We start from the raw sequence: 26020 nt of genomic DNA on the forward strand, positions 1-26020 counted from the left end.
CCCTCCCGTTCCGAATTGTCTGTAATATTCATTGTAGTTTTCAAAATTAATATAAACAATATATAATTTAGATAAAATCCATCTCATTTTGCGATCAATCAAAAGGAGGGAGAAAAATGGAGCTGCGGCAGCTGCAATATTTCGTGGAAGTCGCCCGGCGCGAACACGTCTCCGAAGCCGCCGATGCCCTCCATGTCGCGCAGTCGGCGATCAGCCGGCAAATCGCAAACTTAGAAGCGGAGCTTGGCGTGCAGCTTTTTGAACGGGAAGGGCGGAACGTGAAGCTCACCCCCATCGGCCGTCATTTTTTGCCGCACGCCGAAGCGGTGTTGAAGGCGGTCGATGATGCAAAGCAACAAATCGAAGAATATTTAGACCCGGAGCGCGGGACGATTAAAATCGGGTTTCCGACAAGCCTGGCAAGCCACATGATGCCCATGGTCATCTCCGCCTTTAAAGCGGAACACCCAAACGTCTCGTTCCATCTCCGCCAAGGGTCGTACTATTATTTAATCGAAGCGGTGAAAAAACGGGAAATTGACTTGGCCTTTCTTGGACCAATTCCCGCACGCGAAATCGGCATCAAAGGGGAAATTTTATTTTCTGAACCGTTTGCGGCCCTCCTGCCGAACAGCCATCCGCTCGCTCGCCGCGACCGGATCGTGTTAAACGAACTGCGCCACGACCCGTTTGTTACGTTTCCAAAGGGATACATTTTGCATCAAATCGTCATTGACGCTTGCCACCAAGCCGGATTTTCGCCCAACATCTCATCGGAAGGCGAAGATCTCGATGCCATTAAAGGGCTTGTCTCCGCCGGCATCGGCGTGACCCTCTTGCCGGAGAGCGCCCTGTCGGAAAGCTTGCTTCGCTACGCCGCCAAAGTGCCGATTGAAATGCCGCAAGTGAAGCGAAATGTCGGCATCATCGTCTCCGACCATCACGAGCTCGCCCCGTCGGTGAAAGTGTTTTACCGGTTTGTGAAAGACTTTTTCTCCGAGCTGGAGCGGTACCAATTGCGGGGATAAAAAAGACGCAGGCGCTGCTTCCTGCGTCTTTCTCTTATTCTTCTGCACGCCTGCCTCCCCCGTCCCCTTCACTCTTTTAGAAGACTGGTGATTTAATGAAAAAATCAGCTCAACAATATCCCTTCTCAAGTTAAGAAACCTTGTAAAAATGTCTCTTCTTTTCCAAAAAAAACCACCCATTTGACGAAAATGATCGTTTTTCACCGACCTTTTAGGAAGTGTTCGTGTCAAGGACAAAACAAGAAGGAATGTGGAAGCATCGAGCTTTTGGCGTTGCTTCAAGCAGACCGCGTCCCAAACGTCATCCCAGCCGCACCACCATCCGGCCGCGCAGTTCGCCGCGCAAAATGCGCTTAAGCGCTTGCGGCAATTCAGCGAGCGAAATCTCTTGAGCAATCCGCTCCAAATCCGGCTTTAAGTCGCCAGCGAGCCGCTCCCAAATGCGGAGGCGCACATCCATTGGACAATAGACAGAATCGATGCCAAGCAAGCTGACACCGCGCAAAATAAACGGATGGACCGTCGTCGGCACTTCCGCCCCTCCGGTCAGTCCGCTCACCGCCACGGCTCCGCCGTAGCGGATGCGGCTTAACACCGTGGCCAGCGTCCGGCCGCCGACCGGATCGACTGCCGCTGCCCAGCGCTGCCGATCAAGCGGACGAATGCGCTCAGCCGTGACGTCCTCTCGCGTCAACACTTCTTTCGCCCCTAAAACGCGCAAATAATCGTGCTCCGCCGCTTTGCCTGTGCTCGCTTCCACCGTGTAGCCGCGCTTCGCGAGCATCGACACGGCCAGACTCCCGACTCCGCCCGTCGCCCCCGTGACAAGCACCGGTCCGCGTTCCGGCGTCAGCCCGTGCTCCTCAAGACGGTGAATGGACAGCGCCGCTGTAAACCCAGCTGTCCCGATCGCCATCGCTTCTTTCAACGTCAACCCTTTCGGCAGCGGAACGAGCCATTCGCCGTGCAGGCGAGCATATTCACTGTAGCCTCCGAAATGTGTCACGCCGATTTCATAACCGGTCGCAATCACCTCATCCCCTTCGCGAAAACGCGGATGTTGCGACGAAACAACCACCCCGGCCAAATCAATTCCGGGCACAAACGGATACGTTTTCACAATTTTGCCGTCCGGAATGGACGCCAATCCGTCTTTGTAGTTGACGCTTGAATAATGGACGCGGACAAGGACATCGCCTTCCGGCAAATCATCCATGGAAATCGTCTGCACACCGGCGGTAAATTCTGTTTCGGTTTTGTTGACAACAAACGCTTGAAATGCGGACATCATTCTCTCCCTTTCCCCATACATTCTTCACTCATGTCATTCGACAAACAAACGCCAGATTCCTTTTTTATCATCCTGAACCAAGAAGACCCTCACTCCCGCTTGTGAGCGTAAGCGGGTGATAAATAAACGTCTAATGAAAGTCCTCCCTACACTTCCTTGATTTCTTTTGCTAAACTGTAAACAAACGTATTCTTAAAAATGAAAGAGGGTGAAACAATGGGCAATATCCCTGACTCGAACAAAATTTACACTTACGCTGACTGGAAAACATGGGAAGGTCGCTGGGAACTTATAAATGGAAAAGCATATAATACGACACCTGCTCCATCTTCGGAACATCAATTTGCAGTCGGAGAATTGTATTTTGCTTTGCGCCATTTTTTCCAAAACAAACATTGTTATGTTTTTATGGCGCCGTTTGATGTATTCCTTAGCAAAAATGAAACGTATGAAACCCCTGATGACATTGTCCAACCCGATATTGCCGTGATTTGCAATAAAAAACAGATTGTCCAAAAAGGATGTTACGGGGCACCTACACTGGTTGTTGAAGTCTTGTCACCTTCAACCGCTTTAAAAGACTACAACGAAAAATTTTATACTTACCAACACTATGGAATTGCGGAATATTGGATTGTTGATACTGCTAATAAAATGATTCATGTGTACTATTTGCACGAAGGTACATATCAACGACATGCAACATACGGACAACAAGACACGCTGCATTCCGCACAATTTAAGGACTTAGCTATTCCATTAACGTATGTATTTGAATGGGGTTAAAACGGCTCTTGTTCGGAATGGCCATTCAGTGTTCATGATCGATCTTTCGTCAAACACACAGGAATCGATGATCGGGCAGCCTGCCCTGAGGCAGGTGTCTAAGAATCTCCCATCTCGAAGAACAAGCGCATAGGCGGGAGAACGTTCAGCCCTAGCGACAGCCGCCTGCTTCTATGTTTTTCCGAATGTCTGCACGAAGGCAAACAAAACACCAGCCTGTCGACCCAAGCTGGCGTTTGTCCTTCTTCTTATTGAATGGCCGCTAGCGCCCCGGTCAAGACACGCACCACAAACGAAAGTTCATCATCCGTGATGCAAAGCGGCGGCGATAAGGTGAGCACGTTGTTGTACCCGGCGACTGTCGTTCCGTTTTTGCCGATGATGAGGCCGTTTTCTTTGCATCGATGGATCACTTGATTGACAAGCGACACATCGAGCGGCTCTTTCGTCGCTTTGTCAGCGACAAGCTCAATGCCGACAAGCAGCCCTTTGCCGCGCACATCGCCGACATACGGGTGGCCGGCTAGGTTCGTTTTGAGCTCATCAAGCAGCCATTCCCCTGCCTCGCGCGAGCGGTCAAACAGCCGCTCCGTCTCCATGATCTCGATGTTTTTCAGCGCCACCGCGCACGAAGCCGGGTGGCCGCCAAACGTATTGACATGGCGGAAGTAGTCGTATTCATCCGTTCCCTTGAACGCTTCATAAATCTCTTTTCGCACCGCCGTTGCCGCCAGCGGCAAATACGCGCTCGTAATGCCTTTTGCCATCGTGATGATGTCCGGCTTGACGCCGTAGTGTTGAAATCCGAACGCCGCTCCCGTCCGGCCGAAGCCGCAGATGACTTCATCGACAATCAGCAAAGCCCCGTGTTTTTCACACACGTCTTTGACCGCTTTCATATACCCGTCCGGAGGAATGAGCACACCGCCCCCGGTGATGATCGGCTCCATAATGACGGCCGCAATCGTTTCACTCAACTCCCACGTCATGACATCATCAATGGCCTTGACCGCCCGCAACCGGCGCGGGTCATCCGCCGCATCCGGGTCGCGGTACACATCCGGCGGCGGCACATGGATAAAGCCCGGCGCGAGCGGTTCGTATTTGTATTTCCGTTGCGCCTGCCCGGTCGCTGAGAGCGCCCCCATCGAATTCCCATGGTACGCCCGGTAGCGGGAAATGATTTTGTACCGGTGATGCTCCCCGCGCTGCTGATGGTATTGGCGGGCGATTTTAAACGCCGTTTCGTTCGCCTCTGATCCGCTGTTTGAGAAAAAGATGACATACTCATCGCCCAACAGTTCGTTGAGCTTTTCCCCGAGCTCGATGGCCGGCAGGTGGCTTTGCGTGAGCGGGAAATACGCCAGCGTCTTCAGCTGCTCATACGCCGCTTCGGCGAGTTCCTCGCGCCCATAGCCGACGTTGACGCACCAGAGCCCAGCCATCGCATCCAAATACTGGTGTCCAGCTGCATCCGTCACCCAGCAGCCTTTCGCTTCGGCCGCAATCAGCGTTGCTTGTGGGTTATACGGCTTCATCGAATGCCAGATATATCGGTCGTCTTTTTCGAGCCACAGTTGGTGGGGTTGTTCCGTTTTCATCGCCGCTTGACTCCCCTCTATTTAGAATCGTTTCATGTTATAGCCATTATCGCTCAATTCACCATGCTGTTCATTAGACAGAGTGTAAAAACGGTGAACACATTTGCTCCACAGTTTGACCACTGCGTTCACTCCCAACCGCGACCGTAGGATATTTTTAAGCGAAAAGCTTTTTCACGAATCCGTCGTCTTGTCCGATCCTCCTCAATCAGCCCAACGCTGCACATTCCGATGTCTGTACGAAATCTCGTCCGCATCCATCAAGCAGTCGTACGCTTTGATCATCAGCTCAATGGCCAGCCGTTTATCAGGCGCCATGAAATCGGGGCCAAGGAAACTTTCCAGCTTCTCTATACGGTGATACAACGTTTGCCGGACAATAAACAGCCGCTTCGCTGTCTCTTGTTTCGAGCCGTTGCACTGCAAGTACACCTTGAGCGTTTCTAGCAGCTTCCCATTGTACTTCCTGTCGTACTCGATAATCGGCCCTAAATATTGACAGGCCGTTTCGCGCAGATTGCTATATTTATCTAGAACCATGATCATCCGATACAAATGCAAATCCTCGTAAAATGGACTGACCGTTTGATCCTTCAACCGGTTTCGAATTTTCAGCGCCTCCAGCGCGGCTCGATAGCTTTGATTCATGGCAGAAAGAGAGTTGACAAACGTTCCAACGCCTATGGATAAGGAGGGAAGACGCGTCCGTACAAAATCTGACGCCTTAATGGATTCAATTCCATCTTCGACCCGCTTTTTCCACGTGGACTCACCCCGCCAATCAAGGGCGATAAACGCTAGCTGCCGGCCTATCTCCACAGAAAACACGAAAAATCCTCGCTGCTCAAATAGCGAACGGCATAAAAGCTTGAAATATGTCAAATCAAAATTTCCTTTTTGATGAGCCCTTTCCACCTTGCAAACCCACACAACTCCCCGACAGCTGTCAAAAGAGGGATGATGATCCAATAAAAAGGAAGAAATCTCTTGGTCTGAGTATTCCCCTTCAAGCCATCCTTTCAGCCACTCGTTTTCCTCCGTGCGCCGTTTCTCCTCAGCATAAAGGTTCCGCAATAAGTGTTGCGCCAAAGCAGTCGCAGTGCGATCCAAAATGAGAAGGTCAAACTCATTGACATCGCGGCCGTCAGGGAGAAGGGCCAGCTCCGCATACTCGGCGCCGAACAAAGAAATCGGCTTGACGACCGCATCTACGGGCCATCCGCTGTTCCCCGAACAGATGCTGGCCTCTCGTTTCTGCCTCGGCCGACATGGAATGTACTCCACATCCCCGCCCTGCATTTTAAAAGCCACGTGATGGCCTAAACAATCATGCAAACACGTTAAAATCTCCCGATGGTCATGAACGGTCAACAGCTTTTTGTTTAACTCTTGGGAATACGATTCAAGCTGGGAAATCATTTGATACTGTTGGTTGATCAAATGCGTATGGATGTCATGGGTGATTTCAACGAACGGGACTTCTTCAAGGAAAAAGACGATCGGGAAATCGTGCTGATCCGCCAGTTTTAACGCTTCATCAGGGATGGAAGAAGCATATGTTCCTAGTTCGATGCACAACCCGGAGGCATCGCATTCGATCAGTTGCCGAAGCAGCGATAAAAACAACGAAGCATCTTCCCGCCATCCGACTCCAGTGGATAAAATCAACTCTTTGCCCCGTAACAAATTGCTGATTTTCGTCACCTCGACGACATGCACCCACTTGACGATTCTGGACAACCCGCCTTTTCCAGCGGCAACAACGGCTCTTTCAAAATATTTTCTCCTTAAAACGTCAGCGACCGTAAGAGGAAAGCTGCATTCCATTCTTGCCTCTCCCCCTTTTGCTTTGTCTTTATTATCACAAATATTCGAAACTTTATAACTAAACTCCTTCTATAGCCGAGACGCCTATTGACAAATCGTCCAATGAAACTCCATTTTTAGTTGGCATTTTGTCTAATGTGTAGAGTGAATTTTTCCATATACACTAAAAACAATCGCGTAGTGAGATTATTTGAAAAATTTAAACTCTTTTTGAGAGGGGGGAATAGGGATGAATGATTCCGGTCTGCAAAAAGGATTGAAAGAGCGCCATATGGCTATGATTGCCATCGCCGGGGTCATTGGCGCCGGATTGTTTGTCGGAAGCGGAGCTGTCATCCATTCAACAGGGCCGGGAGCTGTGTTTTCGTATGCCTTAGCGGGTGTCTTAGTCGTTCTCGTTATGCGGATGCTCGGGGAGATGGCCGCGGCCCGTCCGACGAGTGGATCATTTGCCGCCTACGCCCATGAAGCCATCGGCCCATGGGCAGGATTTACGGTTGGATGGCTTTACTGGTTTTTCTGGGTGATTGTCGTTGCCATTGAAGCCAATGCGGGAGCAGCAATCATCAAATATTGGTTTCCTGACGTGCCGTTATGGCTGTTCAGCCTTGTTCTGACCGTTTTGATGACACTTACAAATATTTGGTCAGTAAAATCCTACGGAGAGTTTGAATATTGGTTCGCCTTCATCAAAGTAGCGAGCATCGTTCTTTTTCTCATTATTGGCTTAGCGTTCATTTTCGGCCTTGCCCCGGGCAGCGATCCGGTCGGCTTGAAAAATTTGACCGGCCATGGCGGATTGATGCCGCATGGGATCGGTTCCATCCTTATCGGCATTGTCATCGTCATTTTCTCGTTCTTCGGGACGGAAATCGTGACGATTGCCGCCGGAGAATCAGCCGAACCGCAAGAAGCCGTGTCGAAGGCCACTAAATCGGTCACATGGCGGATTTTAGTGTTTTACATCGGCTCCATCGCCGTTGTCGTCACATTGCTCCCTTGGAACTCGGCGAGCGTGTTGAAAAGTCCGTTTGTCGCTGTGCTCGAACATGTCGGCGTCCCTGCGGCCGCGCAAATCATGAACTTTATCGTATTGACCGCCGTTTTGTCCTGCCTCAATTCGGGGCTGTACACGACATCGCGCATGCTGTACTCTTTAGCGCAAAAAGGAGAAGCACCGCAACTATTTTTAAAACTAAGTAAAAACGGCGTCCCAGTTCGAGCGGTCATCGCCAGCACGTTGTTCGCCTACATCGCCGTCATCATGAACTACGTTTCGCCTGATAAAGTGTTTCTCTTTCTTGTTAACTCTTCCGGAGCGATCGCGCTGCTCGTTTATTTAGCCATTGCTGTCTCGCAGTTGCGCATGCGGCAAAAACTCGAGCGGGACAACGGCGCCGCCTTAAAAATCAAAATGTGGTTGTTTCCGTACTTGACCTATTTTACGATTCTCGTTTTGCTCGTCATTCTCGCCTCGATGTTGTTCATCCGCTCAATGGTTTCACAGTTGTTGCTGACGTTGCTCATCACTGCCGTCGTCATCGTTTGCTACTTCGTCTTCGCCCGGCGCCGCCTCAATCCAAACTACCAGCCGGCGGCATCCACAACAGCGAAAGATTGATCCCTATCACATGAACGGGCGCCCGTCGACACGGGCGTTCGTTTTGTGTAGAACAGATCTTTTCCACCCCTCTCGTCCAAATCGCGCTGTCATGTAAAAATGACAACTTTTTAAACTTCCGTCAGCTCCTATTACATTAGCTGCCATTCCGTTGTATACTTACATTGAGAATAAATTCACAAACTAGGAGGACTAAACATGATCGTCCACGAACTGATGGACATGGAGCACTTATTTGCCGAGCAATTGCAAGAAGGATATTATGTCATTCGCGAAACATACCAAAACGTACTCGTTGAGCCGGAAGACGGCGACACCGTCCGGCAAGTGGACGCCGGAACGGAAGAAGTCGTCACCATCGTATTTGATCCCGGCGACGAATACTCCCTCATTTGCCTTGACACCTACACTTTCGCCGACGGCATCCCATCTTTAGCGGAGCTCAAAGAAACGATTGCCGCGGAGTACGACGTCTTTGTCAACGACCGTTGGGCTGCGGCGTCGTTGTAAAAAAAGCGCCCGAAACGTTGGACATCAGAGACTCGGAAAACACGGGTATCACCTCAACCAAAGCGCCTTTCATCAACCTAGTCAAGGAACAGCCCGTTCGCCTAGCGAGCGGGCTGGTTGGTTCTCTCAATCCGAAACACTTTAAAGCCGATATCAAGCTCCGTCTTCCCCGTTTCATAAACGATTTTCTCCCCCGCGCGGCGGATGCGCTCGCGGCCAATGTCGCAAATCGTCCGAAACCCCACCCGATACGCCTCGGACGTTTCCGCAAGCCGTTCGGGAAGCTGCACCATTATAAACGACCGCCGGCCGCCGTCTTCGGCGTTTTGCTGCATGACGGCATGAGCCGTTGTCGCCGAGCCGGAAAAAAAGTCCAGGATGAGATCATCATCCCTCGTTGTCAACGCCACCATGCGCTGAATGAGCTTCACCGGCTTCGGGTAATCCATCACCGCGAGCCCATCGAACAGCTCCTTCAGCTCCTTTTTCGCCTCCTGCGAATGGGACACCTCGTCATGCGTCCAAATCGTAAGCGGCGTCACCGTCGACTTCACTTCGCTTAAAAACCGCTTCAGGCGCGGCACCCCGTTTCCGTCTTTGCCAAACCAAATGCGGTTATCCGCCGCCAGCTCGGCGAAGCGCTCCTTCGTCACCCGCCAGCAATACCCATTCGGCGGGGAAACGACCCGACCGCTTGGCGTCACAATCTCATAAATCTTTTCCGGAATCGGCGGACCCACCGACAAATCGCCTGACGTCCATGGACCGCGTGGGTCATTGTCTGGGTTGGCATACCGCCCATCCGCTTCCGGATGGCGCGGCAAGCCGTACCAAGCCAGGCGATCGATGTTTTTCGCATAACATAAAATGAAATCATGGTTGCGCGAGGCGAACTTGTTCATATTCACGGGCGAAAACGCCCGCTGCCAAATGAACGTGGCGACAAAATTCCGCTCGCCAAAAATTTCATCGCACATTTTTCTCAAATTCGCCTGCTCCGTATCATCAATGGAGATAAAGATGGCCCCCGTCTCGGCTAACAGCTCCCTCGCCACCCAAAGGCGCGGGTACATCATGTTGAGCCAGCCGGCATGGGCACGCGCTTCTTCCTGGATTCCGCTAGGAACAACGGCTTTCCCCTTGCGCCAATTGTCTTTGTACGTGAGCACTTTTCCTGTATTGTACGGCGGATCGATGTAAATCATTTGAATGGTTCCCGCATGCGACGTTCTCAGCAGCTTTAACGCCTCTAAATTGTCTCCTTCAATATACCAATTGTTCGTCGTCTCCCACTGTTTGCTCGCTGCCTGATCCGGCCGCAATACTCCGGACGCAGGCAGCTCAGCGAGCCGCCTCGCCTCCGCCTTCCCCGGCCACGTGAACTCATATGCTTCTTGCCGTTCGTGACCGCCAAACACTTTCTTCAGCAACTCCCAATCGATGCCCCCATCCACAACCGCTTCCGGAAAGAGCTTTTTGATCGCCTCAAGCCTTGCATCCGCTGCCGGTTTCCTTCTCCCGCCGACGTTTGCCATGGCACGCCCCCTCTCTTGTCGCGTATTCCTAGCACAGTGCTTCTTATCGACAAATCTTATTTCCATTATTTCTCCATGGCTCGGCGGTTTCCTCCCTTAATTTTCTTATCAACTATTCACCGTTCGTACATCAATCCCCATTCCGTCCCCAAAAAAATCGCCATGCCCCCTCTTCCGAACCGTGCGCGGCTGCGCTCAGCATGGAAACAAAACGAGCCAACAAATGGAGAAGGCGGCATGGCGGATGGCGACTGCTTATGCGGTTTTCTTATAGAAAAATGGGTGATTCGCGGAGACACCAAAGAATTTCCCAAGTTGAAAAGCGCCTTTATTCATCCTCTTTTCCTGTTCAACCCAGCCGTTTCATCGAAAACTCATCTTTTCTATGTTAAGGATGACGGACTCGGTACATTTGTAGCGCAACACCGTCGACCATAAACGTTTGCGCTTCCCCACGCCGTGAAGCGTAGTGCTCGAGCCCGAGCATAAAATTCACTCCTTCACGGTATTCCTCGTTGCCGATCACCTGAAGCGACGGCGACATGAGTTGGCGCGAGAGGAAGAGGATCGTCTTTTTCCGCGCCCGTGTAAGCGAAACGTTGAGGCGGTTCAAACTGTAGATGAACTCCCCTTCCATCACAGCCAGTTCAGGGTCGGCGACGCCGTAGCTAATGATCGCCGCATCCGCCTCTTGCCCTTGCATTTTATCAACCGTATCGACGAAAAACGGCGGGCGCAATTCTTGGCGTTCAAGCTCACGGCGAATGGCGCGGATTTGCGCCCGATGTGGCGAGATGATAAACAGCCCGTGGCGCCAAAACGCTTGATCGCCATCCGGCGTGTCATCATACCGTTTTCCATCACCATCAAGGAGCCGTTCCCGAAGCACCCTCGTTATGTTGGCCACCCAGCGCGCTTCGGCCTCATTTTCTTGCGTGCCGTGCGCACCATCATAAACGCAAACAACAAGCGGATAATCGGGGTCGATCGCCGCTTCCACCCATTCATCGGCAGTTGGAGCGTCGACGAGCGCCAATGTTTGCTCGGCAATTTGGCGGTTGAACGCTGTATAGTCACGTCCATAAATCCGATCGGCCGGGTAGCGGCAAAGCGCCTCATTCATACGGAAATTGTCCGTCAATTGGCGGGTATACCGCTTCTCGACATCGGCGTCAAACAACAGGCGGAAAATCGAGTCGAACAAGTGCGGCTCCCCTTCGCCGGCCGCATACGTCCCTTGAATGATCGGCGGCAGCTGGAAATGGTCGCCGACAATGAGCAGCCTGCCTGCTTTTTTGACATGGCGTAACGCCAACAGTGAATCGGCCACGCGGATTTGCGACGCCTCATCAAGGACGACGACGTCAAACCCTTCTATATAGCCTTTTTCGTATGCCCTTTGAATGCCGTACAGCGTGGCGCCAAGCACCCGATGGCCGCCGCTGCCAAGCCATCCGAGAAGGTCACGGTCCGCCACCTCGGCGATTCCTTTGGCGTTTTCCGTCTGAATCTCGCCGAGTTTCGCGATATGGACGCTGCGCCGCGGCGCAAGCTCCTGAATTTTGCGCAGGCAGTTTTCAATCGCCGCGTGAGTGAAGCCGGAGATGAGAATGGCAAGCCTCCGCCCCTGATGTTCGTAAATCGCCATAAGCAACTGAAGAGCGGCGGCGATAAAGTGCGTTTTTCCGGTGCCAGGCGGCCCCCAGACGAGTGTCAACGTATGACGAAGAAATTGAAGAAACGCCTGGCGCTGGCTTTTCGTCAGCCCGCTTTGGCGGAGGAGCGCCTTCACCTCCTCTACATCCCAGTTGGGACGAAACGTTTTCCGATAGCGAATCGGATCGCGAATCAAGTCCAAGATGCGATGATTTTCCTGATCCAACTGTTGCAACGCCTGCAAGACGCGCCGGGTGGTAAAATCGGCATGCCGGATCGACAGCCGATACTCCTCTCCTTCCACAAGCGGGAACCGGTCGATCCATTTGGGCAACTCGAGCTCGAGTTCAGCTGTCTTGCCATCATCTTCGATGGCGCGAATGCGGGTAAAGTACAAATTGGCCCATTGGGGCGGCTTCCATTCGCTGGAATACTTATAATCTGGAAACGCCTGTTGCGCCTTTTCCCCTTCCTCATTGCACTCCGTCAAAATCCAGCTCGCCTTTTGATCGATCGCTTCAAGCGCCTGCCGGTTGTTCAATCGGAACCGATCGCCGCCAAGGTACGTGACATGAAGCGTCACTCCGTTCTCAAGCCGCTCCGAAAGCGGGAGCAGGCGGCTTCGGCGAATTTCCAAGTAGTTTAATAGCGCCTCGTAGCGCGCCATAAACGCCAGCTTGGACACAAGCGGATCACGGTAATCAGCCAGATCGGGAAAAGCAAATTTTTCCGGCCAGACAATAAGCGGCGAAGGATGGACGCTCTCAGCCCAGACGCGGATGCCTTGGATAATGCTGCTTGCGGCCCAAAGACGCCGGCTTAGCTCCTTCTCGACCGCTTTTCGTTTTTCCTCGTCCCCCGTTTGCCAGGCGTCGTGCAGCACATCCAGTTTCATGGCGTTTGTCAAACGAAATGAAAAACGCTCACTCGCCGAGTACAGAAACGGCGAATCATTGTAGGCCGCAATATATCGCGACAAGTCTTCAAGACGGTACGCGACATGCGCCGGCAAGGCGAACAGCTGGCTCACGGCCGTTGTCAGGACAACGACAGGAAGCGGAACGATTTCGGACGGATGATCGCTGGCGCTTGCTAACACGCTGCTATGAAAATACGACAGCAACCGAACGGCTTTTTCGTTATACCCCGGATCCAGCAAAAGCTCTTGAAGCAACTGTTGCACATTGTCCCATTCATAGTTGTCGACGACATACGCCTGCACGGACTTTTGCGCCCGCCACTCTCGCTCTCGGTTGTAATCGTGCACCGTATGAAGCAGGCGGTCCAGCGCATCGGCCAACTTTCGGCCGACCTCGTCACATTCCTCAAACGAACCGGCGATAACATGATGCATTTCCGATCCCGTTCCAAACACGTCTGTTCCACCAACACGGTACAGCGATGCCGCCGCGATCTTGCCCGTCAACGGGTCGCGTTGCGCGGTGAGAATAAGACGGATGTCTTCCCATATCGGCATATGCGTCACCGCCCGATCATAAGGAACGACTTTTTCTTGCATGATGGCCTCAAGCTGCGCTTCAAGCCGCCGAAGTTGGCGCGCCAGCCCGGCGTTTTGTTTCAGCACATGCCTGTTTTCTTGACGTTCAAGAAATTGGCGAAACTCACCGATCGTCTCAGGCAGCTGCCGCTCACGGATGAAGCGGGACGTGTAGTTCGATAAGTACGGAACGAGGGAAATGTGCTTCTGTTGCCGTGCTTTGTCGAAACAATAGTCATAAAACGGACACCATTCACACCGGTAATCTAAGTGCCAAAACAGCTCATCGGGTTGCTTCTCGGCCAGCGCCGTCAGTTCGCCAGCCAAAAACTGTTCGAGATACGGGAGCAACTGGCTGATATCCGCTGCTTGCGGCTGCTCGGTTTTGTACGTCCATACCCCCGCTTCGCGCCAATCCACATTGCCCCTAATGCCGTGCTCCTCTAAAACGGAAGACAAAATCAAGGCGTACAACGCCGTTTGCACGCGGTGGGAAAGCTTCAACACGTCTGATGATTTGATGTCGATGATGCGAAACACAAAGCCGTTTTGTCCCGGTATGCACTCAATCAAATCCGGGCGGCACGCCGCAAAATGGATGTCGTCCCGATCCAACCCGTACCGTTCGTAAAAGCGCGGCGGCGCGATCAATGTCGGCTGATACAAATATCGCTTGCTCGGCCGCTTCAACTCGCGGATCGTTTCCTCGCCATCCAAATAGCAGTGGGAAATCGGCACGCCAGGCTCTCGCTCTCCCATCTTCACTTGGCCGGCCAAATGGGTCGTGATCACTTCCTCTTCCCACTCAACTCCTCGGCGCAGCACTCCCTCATGAACCGCGGGCCGCTCAAACAGCTCTTCCGGCACATCGAGCTCGCCGCGCCGCTCTTTCGCCAACGACTGAAAATAAAAATTCCGCTCGCACTCATGATAAAAATAGCTTGCGATTTTGGCAGGAGAAACGTAAAGCATACATCGATCCCTTTCTAAAACGTACTGGCCGATGCCCGCACTGAGATTTGTCAGTTTGTTTATCCATTGTATCATATGTTTGTACGCTTTCCTATATACACCATTCCTGCTTGTCTAACAAGAACATATGTGCTATAATGAAGGAAATTAAGATGAAAGAGGGGCCAACATGAGCGAAGAGATCCTCTTGCAACTGTTCGACCGGCTCGGTCATATCGAAAACACGTTGCATCTCCTCGTCGAAAGCCACAAACGGCTGGAAGCGGAACAACAAGAAATGCGAAAAGAGCAGCAGGAGATCCGAAGAGAACAACAAGAAATACGGAAAGAGCAGCAGGAGATCCGAAGAGAACAGCAAGAAATGCGCAAAGAGCAGCAGGAGATCCGAAGAGAACAACAAGAAATACGGAAAGAGCAGCAGGAGATCCGAAGAGAACAACAAGAAATGCGAAAAGAACAGCAGGAGATCCGAAGAGAACAGCAAGAAATGCGGAAAGAGCAGCAGGAGATCCGAAGAGAACAGCAAGAAATGCGAAAAGAACAGGAAGAATTCCGACGGATCCAGCAAGCTCTCCTTGAAGGCCAAAAGCGGTTAGAAGAAGAACAAGCCCATATCAAAGCCGGCCAAAAAGAGCTGTATGATCTGATGTCTGCTCTTCTTCACCGCCAGGATGAAACCGACGCTGCACTCGACGCCCTCGCGATGGACGTGCATAAACTTCACGGTGAAGTCTCTTCCATCCACCAAAGACTCGACGCCTTAGAGAAAAAAGTCGATTCCCATGCCCAATCATTCACCGAACAGCTGAACAACATCAAGCTTGACATCACCTTCCTCTCGAACAAAGTCATCGAACACGAACGGGAAATCTACAAAATTAAGAATGTCATTTTATGACGATAAAGCAGGCGGGCCGCCTAAGCCCGCCTGTCCGTTAGCTACGCTCTTGTTCAACTTATTTAACCATTTCCCCCGTCCGTCAGTTCAAACAGCCCGATTTTTCCTCCTTTTTTCGCATGTGTAAACGATCCCTCCACATAGCCGAACAATTCGCTTTCCAGCAAAGCGTCAGGAATGGCCGCACAGTTTACAGGAACGAATGGGCGGTCAGCCCGCGGGCTTTCCTGATGAATCGCCTAGGCGAACAGCTCCTTGCCGGCTCCGCTTTCCCCCATAATGAACACTGGCAAGTCCGACTCTGCTGCCCGTTTCGCGATACGGATCATTTCTTTGAGTCGGCCGTTATGCTTGTTGTTATTTTGTATGTGCCTGTGCCGCTCTTTACGACGACAAAAACGCAAAAATCTCCTTCACGGAAAAATGCACCTCGGGAAACATGGTCGATGCAGCCGCTCCGTTGGCTGCATCGTACACGTCTTCTAGCTGAAACGTCCCCGATTGCCAAACATATTTTTCCATCACCTGGTGCTGATAATCGACAAGCCAGTACTCGCGGACTCCTGCTTTCTCATAATAATGACGCTTAAGCAGCCGGTCGTTGCGGGCCGTGCTTGGCGACAACACTTCCACCACTAGGTCGGGGGCGCCGTAACACCGACCTTGGCGCAGTTTCGTTCGATCACCAATAATAGATAGGTCGGGCAGCACCGTTACATTTTTCGTTCCTTTTTGTTCATCTTCAAACAAAAGAACGACTTGGAGGTTGCTGCCGAACACAAGGCAAGGACTTCCTTTTAACGCCATGCGAAACTCGGCAATCAAATTGGCGACCACCCCTTCATGCTCATAAGGAGCTGGGGACATCAACACAATCGTTCCTTCGTACAGCTCCATCCGCTCGTCTCCAGCTAAAGAAAAGAACTCGCCGAGCGTATACCGGCGTTGCTCGCCTGATTGGCTCATGCCGCTCTCCCTCCCGCACATGCTATTTCCTCTATATGTAAGCAAACCGTTTGCTCGCCGACAATCGCCTTTGCCAATTCCCTCACGCTAAAAAAGCGCCCTGCCCAAACGGCAGCGCACTTTCCTCAACTTCTTATCCTTTTACAAACACCGTTTTAATCGCCGTGAAAAACTCGATGGCCGCCCGTCCTTGTTCCCGCGAGTGGGAGCTGGACTGCTTCATCCCGCCAAACGGCGCTTGCAGTTCGACGCCGGCGCTTTCTTCATTAATCCGGACGAGTCCGGCCTCGATGTCTTGGATGAACGCGAGCATCTTGCCGATATTTTGCGTGAAAATCGAGGCGCTAAGGCCAAACGGTGTGTCATTGGCTAAGGCTAACGCTTCTTCAAACGTGTCCACTTTAATTAAGGCGAGCACCGGCCCGAAAATTTCCTCGCGAGCGATCGTCATGTTCGGGGATACGTTCTCAAACACCGTCGGCTCTATATAAAACCCGTTTCCGAGCTCTCCATCGACCAAGCGGCGGCCGCCGCAAAGCAATGTCGCCCCTTCTTCGATCCCTTTTTCGATATAAGAAAGAATCGTCTCCAACTGCTTCCGGCTGGCGCACGGGCCCATCCAGACGCCTTCTTTCAGTCCGTCGCCAATTTTCAACTGTTTAATCTTCGCTAATAATTGTTCTTTAAACGATTCATAGATGGAACTCTGAACGAAGACACGGCTTGTCGCCGTACATTTTTGCCCCGTCGAACGCAGTCCTCCGCTAATCGTCGCTTCGACGGCGCGATCAAGGTCAGCGTCCTCGAGCACGATCACCGGATTCTTTCCGCCCATTTCCAGCTGGTATTTCGCCCCTCGGGCCACCGCTTTTTGGGCGATCGTTTTGCCGACTTCATTGGAGCCGGTGAAGGTGATGCCGTGAATATGGGGGTGTTCGGCGATCGCATTGCCGATGACCGATCCTTTGCCCGTCACCAAATTCACAACCCCGGCCGGCAGCCCCGCTTGATCAAAGCACTCCACGATTTTCGCGGCGGTGACAGCTGTTTCTTGCGCCGGCTTAAACACAACGGTGTTTCCATAGACGATGGCGGGTGCGATTTTCCAAATCGGAATCGCGACTGGAAAGTTCCACGGCGTGATGACCCCAACCACGCCAAGAGGCACGCGCGTGGTAAACATCAACGCTTCGCCGTCCATGGATGGAATGACCTCGCCGATGGACCGCATCCCCTCCCCAGCATAGTAGCGCAAAATATTGACTCCCCGCTGCACTTCCCCTTTTGCTTCCGGGAGCGTTTTTCCCATTTCTCTTGTCATCGTTTCGGCGATCTCGTCAAGCCGTTTCTCAAGAACGTCAGCCGCGCGGAACAAATACTCTCCGCGTTTCGGGCCGGACAGCTTCCGCCATGCCGCCTGCGCCCTTCGCGCCGCCTCCACCGCGGCGTTCACATCTTCCGCGCCGGACTCTTGAACGTAGCCGACGATATCATCGATGTTGGCTGGGTTAAGGCTGGCTTCGATTTTTCCAGTGGAGGAATGAATCCATTCGCCATTGATGTAATTCAAGTATGTTTGTTTTTCTGTTCCCATCTTCATAATATCTTCTCCCCCTTTCCATTCACGTGATCGCTGCATACGATCTTGGAAAAAATGTTTGCCCCTGGTCATGATCTGAAAAATACAAGTTCATAACACTACTATAATATAGTTGAAATATTTTGTGAATTATATAAGTTGCAACTTTTTTACATAGCATTGTTCGCTCTTTTTGTCACCGTGCCAGCTTTTCAAGTGATAAAGATAGGACATGGAGATCGGAAATCCTTTATTACAACCTAATATAGATTGAATGCGGCTACAATGAACAAAACACCGAAGCCATTGCATGAAAGCAACAAAAAACCAACCTCCCCTAAACAAGGAGAGGCTGGTTTCCATTTCACCCTGACCACTTTAATCATGGAAATTCGTCCCATCCGTCACTTCTTTGACGATGCCGGCGCGGATGACGAAGTCGCCGAAGTGTTCACCGTCAAGCCGCTCTTTCGCATAGCGGGATAGGAGCATGCGCAGTTCGCGCAAAATTTCCTCCTCGCCGATGTTTTCGCGGTACAGTTTGCCTAAGCGCGTGCCGTTGAACGCGGCTCCAAGGTACATGTTGTATTTGCCGACCGCTTTGCCGACGAAGGCGATTTCCGCGAGCACGTGGCGGGCGCAGCCGTTCGGACAGCCCGTCATGCGGATCGTGATTTCTTCGTCGCGCAAACCGTTTTCATCGATAATTTCCTCGATTTTATCGAGCAGTTTCGGCAAGTACCGCTCCGCTTCCGCCATCGCCAAACCGCACGTCGGCAAGGCGACACAGGCGAGCGCGTTGCGGCGCAAGGCGGTGTACCGGCGGCCGTCGGTCAAGCCGTATTTGGCGATGAGCGCCTCGATTTCCGGCTTTTTCTCGCTCGTGACATTGGCGATGATCAAGTTTTGGTTTGGCGTCAACCGGAAATCGCCGGTATGGACTTTCGCGATTTCGCGCAGGCCGGTCATCAGCTTGTAATCGTCGTAGTCTTTGACGCGGCCGCCTTCGACAAAGAGCGTGAAATGCCATGTCCCATTGACGCCTTCGACCCAGCCGTAGCGGTCGCCGCTATGCTCGAAATGGTACGGGCGCGCTTCGCCGAGCCTCCAGCCGAGGCGGCGCTCAATTTCTTCTTTCACCGCTTCCAGCCCAAGCCGATCGATCGTGTATTTGAAGCGGGCGTGTTTGCGCGATGAGCGGTTGCCGTAGTCGCGCTGAACGGTCATAATTTTCTCCGCCACTTCCACGACTTGATCCGGCTTGCAGAAGCCGATCACTTTCGCCAGTTGCGGATACGTCGTTTTGTCCCCATGGGTCATCCCCATGCCGCCACCGATGGCGACATTAAACCCGGCAAGCTTGCCGTCTTCGACAATGGCGATGAACCCGATGTCTTGCGAGAACACATCGACGTCGTTCGACGGCGGAACGGCGATGCCGATTTTAAACTTCCGCGGCAAATACGTCGGTCCGTAAATCGGCTCTTCTTCGCCGTCAACCGCCGGCGTCCCCGCCACTTTCTCGTCGTCCAGCCAAATTTCGTAATACGCCCTCGTCCGCGGCAGCAAATGGTCGCTGATCAGCTTCGCCCATTCGTACACTTCCGCGTGCACTTCCGACTGGTACGGATTCGGGTTGCACATGACGTTTCGGTTGACGTCGCCACACGCCGCAAGCGTCGTCATCAGCGCATTGTGAATGGCTTGCATCGTTTTTTTCATGTTCCATTTTAAGACGCCGTGCAATTGGAACGCTTGGCGCGTCGTCAGCTTCAACGTGCCGTTCGCATACTTGCGGGCGAGCTCATCCATGACAAGCCACTGCTCCGGCGTCGCCACCCCGCCCGGCGTGCGGACGCGAACCATGAACTGGTATGCAGGCTCCAGTTTTTGTTTTTGCCGCTCGGTGCGCACGTCGCGGTCGTCTTGCAAATAGCTGCCGTGGAATTTCATCAACCGGTTGTCATCCTCTGGAATTCCTGCGCTGAGCGGGTCTTCCATCGTTTCCGCGAGCGTGCCGCGCAAGTAACGGCTTTCCTGCTTGATGCGCTCCACATCGCTTGGCGGTCCGTCCGGCGCTTTTAACTCGACTTTCGCCATTTCCGATTCCACTCCTTCTTTGAGATTAATAGACGTCGCGTTGGTATCGTTTTTGCTTTTGCATCTCCGTGACATACGCTTCCGCCTGTTCACGGCTCATTCCGCCTTCTTTTTCGATAATCTCGATCAACGTCTGATGGACGTCGCGCGCCATGTGTTGTTTGTCGCCGCATACGTAGACGACGGCGCCATCCTCGAGCCAGCCGAACAGCTCTTTGCTTCGCTCGAGCATCCGGTGTTGGACGTATATTTTTCGTTCTGTATCGCGCGAGAAGGCGACATCCATTTTGGTCAGCACACCGCTTTTCAGCCAGGCGAGCCATTCCGTTTGATACAGGAAGTCGGTCATAAAATGTTGGTCGCCGAAAAAGAGCCACGATTTTCCGTTGGCTCCTGTCGCCTCACGCTCTTGCATAAAAGCGCGGAACGGCGCAACCCCAGTGCCTGGACCGATCATAATGATTGGCGTCGATGGGTCTTTTGGCAGCTTAAAATTCGGGTTCGGCTGCACAAAGACCGGCAACGTATCGCCGATTTGGACGCGTTCGGCGCAGAACGTCGAGCACACCCCTTTGCGCAGGCGGCCGTGCGACTCATAACGGACCGCGCCGATCGTCAAGTGCACTTCATCTGGATAGGCCGCTAAGCTGCTCGCGATCGAGTACAGGCGCGGCGGCATTTTGCGCAAAATCGAGATGACTTGTTGCGGCGCCGCATCCCATGGGCCGAAGTCGCGGAACGCATCCAATAAGTCGCGGCCTTTGGCGTATTCTTTCAGCTTCGCCTCATTGCCTGGGGCAACGAGCGCTTGAAGCTCGCTGTTTTTCGACAGCGGCGCAAGCTTTTGCAACAGCGCTTTGGTCAACACAGTGATTTCAAAATGGGACGTGAGCGCTTCTTTGAGCGACCGCACTTCCCCGTCTTTGTCGATCGTCACCGTTTCTTCCGGGTTCCATTTCATTTCTTGAATGATGAGATCGACAAGCTCCGGATCGTTTTTCGGGAAGATGCCAAGCGCATCGCCCGGCTCATACTTCAACCCCGATCCTTCAAGAGACAATTCGAGATGGCGCGTTTCTTTGTTCGATCCGCGGCCGTTTAAGTTGATGTTTTCCAGCACCTCAGCCGGGAACGGGTTTTTCCGCGAATAGACGACAGCTGGTTCCATTTTTGGCGCCGTGGCCGCAGCGGACAAAAGCGGCGTGGCCCCAACATGGGCATTCGCTTCTTTGCTTAACTCGCCAAGCACGCCATCAAGCCATTTCGCCGCCGCTTCCTCGTAGTCGACGTCACAGTCGACGCGCGGATAAAACCGCTCTCCCCCGAGCTCCTCGAGCCGCTTGTCAAAATCTTTCCCCGTCTGGCAAAAATGTTCATACGACGTATCGCCAAGCGCCAAGACGGAAAAGCGTAAATGATTCAGCTTCGGCGCCCGTTTGCTGTGGAGAAATTCGTAAAACGATACCGCATTGTCCGGCGGATCGCCTTCCCCATGCGTGCTCACAACAATGAGCAGCGTCTCCACTTTCTTTAATTCGTTCGGCTTAAAATCAAGCATGGACAACACTTTCGCTTCAAACCCACGCTCTTTGAGCGCTTTGCCGGCTTTCTCAGCCAACTTTTGCGCATTGCCGGTTTGCGAGCCGTACAATACCGTCACTTCTTTCGAAACCGGTTTGCTGCTTCCAGCAAACAGCGCCGGCGCTTCGGCATCCAAAACGGCGACCGCCGCCTCGGCAGCAGCCAAATACCCGCTCAGCCAAAGCTTTTGCGACGGCGTCAACGTTGGCAACAAACGATTCAAAAGCTCAATCTGCTCCTGGGTAAACGGACTGTTGGTTACTTGCAGCTGCAACGGTGTCCACCTCACAATATAAAATAAAATGGAACGATTGGCGCCGTTTCGGTCTCAACGACAGGACGAACGCCAAATTCCATTATTCCTATAAGCCAAGTATACTTTAATGAGGGTATCATATTTACACTTTACCGCAAAACAAAACATTAGTAAAATAAATATAAATTATTAAAACTATTAGTATTTCTAATAGTACGGTCATCATGGGGACGGAGGAGAGGCGGACATGTACTATGAAGAGTTAAAAACGTTCATCACCTTAGCTGAAGTAAAAAACTTCACCAAAACTGCGGAAATTCTCCATTTGTCGCAGCCAAGCGTCAGCTTGCACATCAAAAATTTAGAAAAAGAGTTTCAAACGAAACTGTTCATCCGCTCCCCGAAGCGGCTGCGCATGACGCCGACCGGCGAGCTCCTATACGACCGCGCCAAACAAATGGTGGCGCTTTATGAACAAACGAAACAAGACATTTTGGAACACCATCATTCCGTCAAAGGAAAATTGAAAATCGGGGCGAGCTTTACAATTGGAGAGTATATTTTGCCGCCGCTTTTGCCCGATTTCCAAAAACGTTACCCAGAGTTGGAGCTTGAGGTCATGATCGGCAACACAAAAGAAATTGTCGAACTCGTCAGATCATATCAAGTCGACATCGGCTTGATCGAAGGGCAAACGAACGAAAAAGAACTGTCCGTTCATCCGTTCATGCAGGACGAGCTTGTCATCGTCGCCTCCAACCGCCACGAACTGGCGCAAAAAGAGGAGGTCACGATCGCCGAGCTGCAAAACGAAGCATGGGTGGCGCGCGAAGTCGGGTCGGGAACAAGGGAATATTTCAACCATTTCATCCGCTCGAACGGGCTGAAAGTCAAATCGCTCATGATCATCAGCAGCAACCAAGGCATTAAAGAAACGTTGATCAACGGCAACGCCCTGTCCTTGCTGTCGCGCAGCGTCGTCGCCCGCGACATCGAGCACGGCCACCTGTCCATCGTTCGCCTGAACCATCCACCGTTTTACCGAATGTTTTCCTACATCTATGCACCGATTATGGAAAACAAACAAAACGTGCGCATTTTCCTTGAAGCCTTGCAAACCAATTGGACTGGCGTCAGCCAATAACAGAAGGGCGTGGTCATGGATGACCCGCCCTCACACTTCCATCTCCCCATGGCGGATGTGCGGCATTTCAATTTGAATCGTCGCATGGCGAATGTGAAAGCGCGTTTCGACCAAATCAATCGCCCGCTGCAAAACCGCCTGTCCATCGCATCCTTCCTCAATGAGCAAATGGCAGCTTAACGAATCAAGCCCCGAGGTGATCGTCCAAATATGCAAATCGTGGACATCGATCACCCCATCAATGCCCGAGAGCGCCGCCTTCACTTCCGCATGGTCAATCGCCGCCGGCGTTCCTTCCATTAAAATATGCACTGTCTGCTTGACTACGGCAAATGCTCCTTTTAGAATCAAAACCGCCACCGCGATGGAAATGAGCGGATCGGCCGCGTACCAATCGAACAGCCAGATGACAAGCCCTGCCGCCATCGCCCCGACCGAGCCTAACGCATCGCCGAGCACGTGCAAATACGCACTGCGGACATTGACGTTCTCTTTGACATCCCCTTTGCGCATTAACACCCAAGCGCTCACGAGATTTGCCAACAACCCGACGGCGGCCACCGCCATCATCGGCCCGCTCGCGACAGCAGGTGGATTCACAAACCTCCCGACCGCTTCCCAAATAATCCAAGCGGCAATCACCACCAACGTGACCCCATTTACTAGCGCCGCTAAAATCTCGAACCGGTAAAATCCATACGTTCTCTTCGGCGACGCGGGCTTCGCCGCCAGCCAAACCGCCGCCAGGCTTAACAGAAGCGAAATGGCATCACTCAGCATATGCCCCGAATCCGAAAGAAGAGCAAGGCTGTTCGTCACAAGCCCGCCGACAAACTCGAGCACCATGATCCCGATCGTTACACCGAGGGCAATCGCCAGCCCTTTTTGATTTCCTTCTCTGCCGTGATGATGCCCGTGATGGTGATCACAATGGCCGTGCGCGTGATGATGCATCCATCTTCTCTCCTTATTTATTGGTGTTGTGCGTGATCAATCGCCTGCTTTAGCAACGAAATGACATGTTCGTCATCACATGAGTAAACCAACATCTTCCCCTCACGGCGATATTTCACAAGCCGCAACGTCCGAAGCAGCGCCAACTGATGGGAAACCGCCGATTGCGACATGCCGAGCACTTCCGCAATATGGCCTACATGGCATTCTTCCTGCGACAACAAATACAACATCTTCATCCGAGTCGGATCCGCTAGGGCTTTAAAGATCCGTGACACTTCCTCAATCACACTTTCATCTAAAAACGAATGATCCTCTGCGTTCATGGCTGTTCCCTCACATTTTAATATATGAGCATTTGTTCATATATGCGAATCATAAACCGCTTTTTTTTCTTCTGTCAATCCTATTTCAAGCTGCAAAACCCCATCAGCATCAACAGCCGATGCACTGACACCCCCACAACGGCAGCCGACAAAGCAAAAAAAAGCAGGGGCCGATAGACCCGCTGCTTTCCCATTACGATTTCAGCCGCACCGCCGTCCCCGTCGCAATGCACATCATCATGCCGTCGCGCAGCGTTTCAAAATCGAGATCCACCCCGATGACGGCGTTGGCGCCAAGGCTTCTCGCCTTATTGACCATCTCCTTGATCGCCATCTCCCGCCCTTCGGCCAGCTTGCTTTCATACGTTCCGCTCCGCCCGCCGATGATGTCGGTGATGCTGGCGAGAAAATCACGGACGACATTGGCGCCCAAAATGACCTCTCCCGCTACGATGCCCAAATACTCTTCAATTTCTTTTCCCTCAATGGTATTGGTGGTCGTGACAATCACAGCTATGTCCCCCTCGTGGCTCATCATAATAGGTGGAAGCACCCAATTCCATTATACTACATTGCATCTATGACGTCGCCGATGAATCTGTCCGCAGTGCAGCCAATGCCGAATGAGTACCGTACAGCAACAACTGCGCGATGCCGACAAAATACTCCGATTCGCGAATGATGTGATCGAGCACCACCTTGGCGGTCGGGTTTTGGCTGACGGCTTTGCTGCGGGTTTTGATTTGCCGGCATAATTCGATGAACTGAAGGCTCTGCTCTAGGCAGTACGACACAAAATGGAGCACTTGTTGATGCAGTTGTTCAGGAACATAATGGCCGGCCCGAACCACCGATTCGATATAACGGACCGCGTGCTGATGCGCAGCCGAAAGCGCCTCCTCCCATTTTTTCAACGCTTCTACATATGGCGCTTCCAATCCAGACGCAAGCTCGCGAATGACGACCGTATGTTCTTCCTCTTGGTGCTTCCAGAATTCAATCTCATCCAAAACGCGCAGCGGCATGTGTGGGCCGTAGTAAAATTGCACGCTCTTCCCTCCCTGTTTCCCCTCTTCTTTCAGTGTATGGGCAAAACAACGCGGATATGCACCATGATCGAAATGATCACAGCCTTCGTCCTTGTTTTACCTTGAAGATCGGCATAGCGACATGCATAGAAAACCGTTATCCAAAGGAGGCCATCGTGGAAGTGGACGCCCACAACACTCCAATCAAGCGAGTATATTTGAAACGGCTGATCCGGCAAGACGCGACGGGAATATGGACGGTGGTGGGATATGATCCTGCTCCATAATGTTCACAGAGATGAATACTGATCTCCACTATCTGCGTCATGAAAAAGGAGAACGGCCATCCCCTTGTTCTCCTTTTTCTTCGTTATTCCCATAGAGTAGTGAAATCCTCGTCATTGGCACGGTCATTGTAGCTGATGCCGGATGGACGGCTATTAACGTCTAAAATCGGAAAAGCCGCCCCAACACGTTTCGTTCCCCGTCGAGACCGGCTTTTTTCCTTTTGTCAGCCGCGAACCATTTGGTACACATGCATTACCAAAGCAACGACCGCCGCCACTCCAACAAACGACACCAAATACAAAATCGGCGACCCCGTGTGGCCAAACACCACTTCATTTTGCAGCATGGCCGCTTTCTCCCAAGCATTCTCCACATCGGGCTTGTAAAGCTTCGTTTTCCAATACCCTATGCCGATGGTGGATGCCAAATACACGACATGAACGATGATCGAAATGACGAAAGCGTGAATAACGGTTTTCATGAACATCCCCTTCTCACCTGTCGGAAATATGGACGGTCCTCCATTAGAGGCGTCGGCGCAAATGTCCATCCATTGCATCCGCATTCCGATACGA

General features: G+C 52.2%; 20 protein-coding genes and 1 pseudogene. 6 read left to right on the plus strand and 15 right to left on the minus strand.

What is annotated here, in order from left to right:
• Window positions 1–116 precede the first annotated feature (116 nt).
• Window positions 117–1028, plus strand: coding sequence for a glutamate biosynthesis transcriptional regulator GltC (locus CWI35_RS03080; RefSeq protein ID WP_011230926.1), 912 nt, complete (start codon window positions 117–119; stop codon window positions 1026–1028).
• 301 nt (window positions 1029–1329) lie between these two features.
• On the opposite strand, the gene CWI35_RS03085 is transcribed toward CWI35_RS03080, so the two are convergent.
• Window positions 1330–2316: an NADPH:quinone oxidoreductase family protein gene (locus CWI35_RS03085; RefSeq protein WP_031212882.1), complete on the minus strand. Its 987-nt coding sequence runs from the start codon at window positions 2314–2316 to the stop codon at window positions 1330–1332.
• A 219-nt stretch (window positions 2317–2535) separates the two neighbouring features.
• On the opposite strand from CWI35_RS03085, the gene CWI35_RS03090 reads away from it, so the two are divergent.
• Window positions 2536–3105, plus strand: a complete 570-nt coding sequence (locus tag CWI35_RS03090) for a Uma2 family endonuclease (protein ID WP_011230924.1) — start codon at window positions 2536–2538, stop codon at window positions 3103–3105.
• Between the two features lie 248 nt (window positions 3106–3353).
• Here the strand turns inward: CWI35_RS03090 and CWI35_RS03095 are convergent, their stop codons facing one another.
• Both CWI35_RS03095 and CWI35_RS03100 read right to left on the minus strand, forming a co-directional pair.
• Window positions 3354–4706 (minus strand): aspartate aminotransferase family protein, encoded by a 1353-nt coding sequence (locus CWI35_RS03095; RefSeq protein ID WP_119877473.1) that lies wholly within the window; start codon window positions 4704–4706, stop codon window positions 3354–3356.
• Window positions 4707–4910: 204 nt separating this feature from the next.
• Window positions 4911–6533, minus strand: a complete 1623-nt coding sequence (locus CWI35_RS03100; RefSeq protein WP_063329879.1) for a PucR family transcriptional regulator — start codon at window positions 6531–6533, stop codon at window positions 4911–4913.
• Between the two features lie 229 nt (window positions 6534–6762).
• Here CWI35_RS03100 and gabP point away from each other — a divergent pair, with 229 nt between their 5' ends.
• The gene (gabP, locus tag CWI35_RS03105; protein WP_119877474.1) at window positions 6763–8154 is read left to right on the plus strand and encodes a GABA permease; all 1392 of its coding nucleotides are present in this window, start codon (window positions 6763–6765) and stop codon (window positions 8152–8154) included.
• 198 nt (window positions 8155–8352) lie between these two features.
• A complete protein-coding gene (locus CWI35_RS03110) occupies window positions 8353–8664 on the plus strand; it encodes a hypothetical protein (protein ID WP_023634509.1) in 312 nt (103 codons plus the stop codon).
• Between the two features lie 101 nt (window positions 8665–8765).
• Here CWI35_RS03110 and CWI35_RS03115 read toward each other — a convergent pair whose 3' ends face one another.
• Together CWI35_RS03115 and CWI35_RS03120 are read right to left on the minus strand one after the other, a co-directional pair.
• Window positions 8766–10199, minus strand: coding sequence for a site-specific DNA-methyltransferase (locus tag CWI35_RS03115; protein ID WP_023634510.1), 1434 nt, complete (start codon window positions 10197–10199; stop codon window positions 8766–8768).
• Window positions 10200–10587: 388 nt separating this feature from the next.
• Window positions 10588–14325, minus strand: coding sequence for a bifunctional RecB family nuclease/DEAD/DEAH box helicase (locus CWI35_RS03120; protein ID WP_119877475.1), 3738 nt, complete (start codon window positions 14323–14325; stop codon window positions 10588–10590).
• 169 nt (window positions 14326–14494) lie between these two features.
• On the opposite strand from CWI35_RS03120, the gene CWI35_RS03125 reads away from it, so the two are divergent.
• Window positions 14495–15223 (plus strand): coiled-coil domain-containing protein, encoded by a 729-nt coding sequence (locus CWI35_RS03125; RefSeq protein ID WP_119877476.1) that lies wholly within the window; start codon window positions 14495–14497, stop codon window positions 15221–15223.
• Between the two features lie 71 nt (window positions 15224–15294).
• Here the strand turns inward: CWI35_RS03125 and CWI35_RS03130 are convergent.
• From CWI35_RS03130 to CWI35_RS03150, 5 genes and pseudogenes are all read right to left on the minus strand, one after another.
• Window positions 15295–15543 (minus strand): annotated as a pseudogene (locus CWI35_RS03130) (sigma 54-interacting transcriptional regulator); the annotation flags it as partial.
• Window positions 15544–15607: 64 nt separating this feature from the next.
• Window positions 15608–16189, minus strand: coding sequence for a Uma2 family endonuclease (locus CWI35_RS03135; protein WP_119877477.1), 582 nt, complete (start codon window positions 16187–16189; stop codon window positions 15608–15610).
• Between the two features lie 133 nt (window positions 16190–16322).
• Window positions 16323–17789 (minus strand): alpha-ketoglutaric semialdehyde dehydrogenase GucD, encoded by a 1467-nt coding sequence (gucD, locus tag CWI35_RS03140; RefSeq protein ID WP_119877478.1) that lies wholly within the window; start codon window positions 17787–17789, stop codon window positions 16323–16325.
• 357 nt (window positions 17790–18146) lie between these two features.
• The gene (gene cysI, locus CWI35_RS03145; protein WP_119877479.1) at window positions 18147–19868 is read right to left on the minus strand and encodes an assimilatory sulfite reductase (NADPH) hemoprotein subunit; all 1722 of its coding nucleotides are present in this window, start codon (window positions 19866–19868) and stop codon (window positions 18147–18149) included.
• A gap of 25 nt (window positions 19869–19893) precedes the next feature.
• Window positions 19894–21723: an assimilatory sulfite reductase (NADPH) flavoprotein subunit gene (locus tag CWI35_RS03150; protein ID WP_119877480.1), complete on the minus strand. Its 1830-nt coding sequence runs from the start codon at window positions 21721–21723 to the stop codon at window positions 19894–19896.
• Between the two features lie 229 nt (window positions 21724–21952).
• Between CWI35_RS03150 and CWI35_RS03155 the strand changes: the two genes are divergently transcribed.
• The gene (locus CWI35_RS03155) at window positions 21953–22849 is read left to right on the plus strand and encodes a LysR family transcriptional regulator (RefSeq protein WP_011230904.1); all 897 of its coding nucleotides are present in this window, start codon (window positions 21953–21955) and stop codon (window positions 22847–22849) included.
• A gap of 30 nt (window positions 22850–22879) precedes the next feature.
• Here the strand turns inward: CWI35_RS03155 and CWI35_RS03160 are convergent, their stop codons facing one another.
• The 5 genes from CWI35_RS03160 to CWI35_RS03185 all read right to left on the minus strand — a co-directional run bounded on the left by CWI35_RS03160 (window position 22880) and on the right by CWI35_RS03185 (window position 25926).
• Window positions 22880–23803 carry a cation diffusion facilitator family transporter gene (locus tag CWI35_RS03160; protein ID WP_053413581.1) on the minus strand — a complete coding sequence of 308 codons (924 nt, stop codon included), beginning with the start codon at window positions 23801–23803 and terminating at the stop codon, window positions 22880–22882.
• Window positions 23804–23820: 17 nt separating this feature from the next.
• Window positions 23821–24129: an ArsR/SmtB family transcription factor gene (locus tag CWI35_RS03165; RefSeq protein ID WP_011230902.1), complete on the minus strand. Its 309-nt coding sequence runs from the start codon at window positions 24127–24129 to the stop codon at window positions 23821–23823.
• A gap of 193 nt (window positions 24130–24322) precedes the next feature.
• Complete coding sequence (locus CWI35_RS03170; protein WP_011230901.1) at window positions 24323–24640, minus strand: YbjQ family protein; 318 nt, start codon at window positions 24638–24640, stop codon at window positions 24323–24325.
• A 67-nt stretch (window positions 24641–24707) separates the two neighbouring features.
• Window positions 24708–25178, minus strand: a complete 471-nt coding sequence (locus CWI35_RS03175; RefSeq protein ID WP_011230900.1) for a DUF2935 domain-containing protein — start codon at window positions 25176–25178, stop codon at window positions 24708–24710.
• A gap of 490 nt (window positions 25179–25668) precedes the next feature.
• Entirely contained in the window at window positions 25669–25926 is a 258-nt protein-coding gene (locus CWI35_RS03185) for a hypothetical protein (protein WP_015374580.1), read from the minus strand.
• Window positions 25927–26020 lie beyond the last annotated feature (94 nt).

The sequence above is a fragment of the [Bacillus] caldolyticus genome (assembly GCF_003595605.1).
Lineage (GTDB): Bacteria > Bacillota > Bacilli > Bacillales > Anoxybacillaceae > Geobacillus > Geobacillus thermoleovorans.

What these genes read in the sequence shown, in the direction of transcription:
- CWI35_RS03100 (WP_063329879.1), bottom strand. Translation starts at nt 6,533, where the DNA reads ATGGAATGCAGCTTTCCTCTTACGGTCGCTGACGTTTTAAGGAGAAAA.
- CWI35_RS03125 (WP_119877476.1), top strand. Translation starts at nt 14,495, where the DNA reads ATGAGCGAAGAGATCCTCTTGCAACTGTTCGACCGGCTCGGTCATATC.
- CWI35_RS03135 (WP_119877477.1), bottom strand. Translation starts at nt 16,189, where the DNA reads ATGAGCCAATCAGGCGAGCAACGCCGGTATACGCTCGGCGAGTTCTTT.
- CWI35_RS03080 (WP_011230926.1), top strand. Translation starts at nt 117, where the DNA reads ATGGAGCTGCGGCAGCTGCAATATTTCGTGGAAGTCGCCCGGCGCGAA.
- CWI35_RS03155 (WP_011230904.1), top strand. Translation starts at nt 21,953, where the DNA reads ATGTACTATGAAGAGTTAAAAACGTTCATCACCTTAGCTGAAGTAAAA.
- CWI35_RS03090 (WP_011230924.1), top strand. Translation starts at nt 2,536, where the DNA reads ATGGGCAATATCCCTGACTCGAACAAAATTTACACTTACGCTGACTGG.
- gucD (WP_119877478.1), bottom strand. Translation starts at nt 17,789, where the DNA reads ATGAAGATGGGAACAGAAAAACAAACATACTTGAATTACATCAATGGC.
- CWI35_RS03110 (WP_023634509.1), top strand. Translation starts at nt 8,353, where the DNA reads ATGATCGTCCACGAACTGATGGACATGGAGCACTTATTTGCCGAGCAA.
- CWI35_RS03095 (WP_119877473.1), bottom strand. Translation starts at nt 4,706, where the DNA reads ATGAAAACGGAACAACCCCACCAACTGTGGCTCGAAAAAGACGACCGA.
- cysI (WP_119877479.1), bottom strand. Translation starts at nt 19,868, where the DNA reads ATGGCGAAAGTCGAGTTAAAAGCGCCGGACGGACCGCCAAGCGATGTG.
- CWI35_RS03115 (WP_023634510.1), bottom strand. Translation starts at nt 10,199, where the DNA reads ATGGCAAACGTCGGCGGGAGAAGGAAACCGGCAGCGGATGCAAGGCTT.
- CWI35_RS03085 (WP_031212882.1), bottom strand. Translation starts at nt 2,316, where the DNA reads ATGTCCGCATTTCAAGCGTTTGTTGTCAACAAAACCGAAACAGAATTT.
- CWI35_RS03160 (WP_053413581.1), bottom strand. Translation starts at nt 23,803, where the DNA reads ATGCATCATCACGCGCACGGCCATTGTGATCACCATCACGGGCATCAT.
- CWI35_RS03165 (WP_011230902.1), bottom strand. Translation starts at nt 24,129, where the DNA reads ATGAACGCAGAGGATCATTCGTTTTTAGATGAAAGTGTGATTGAGGAA.
- gabP (WP_119877474.1), top strand. Translation starts at nt 6,763, where the DNA reads ATGAATGATTCCGGTCTGCAAAAAGGATTGAAAGAGCGCCATATGGCT.
- CWI35_RS03120 (WP_119877475.1), bottom strand. Translation starts at nt 14,325, where the DNA reads ATGCTTTACGTTTCTCCTGCCAAAATCGCAAGCTATTTTTATCATGAG.
- CWI35_RS03185 (WP_015374580.1), bottom strand. Translation starts at nt 25,926, where the DNA reads ATGAAAACCGTTATTCACGCTTTCGTCATTTCGATCATCGTTCATGTC.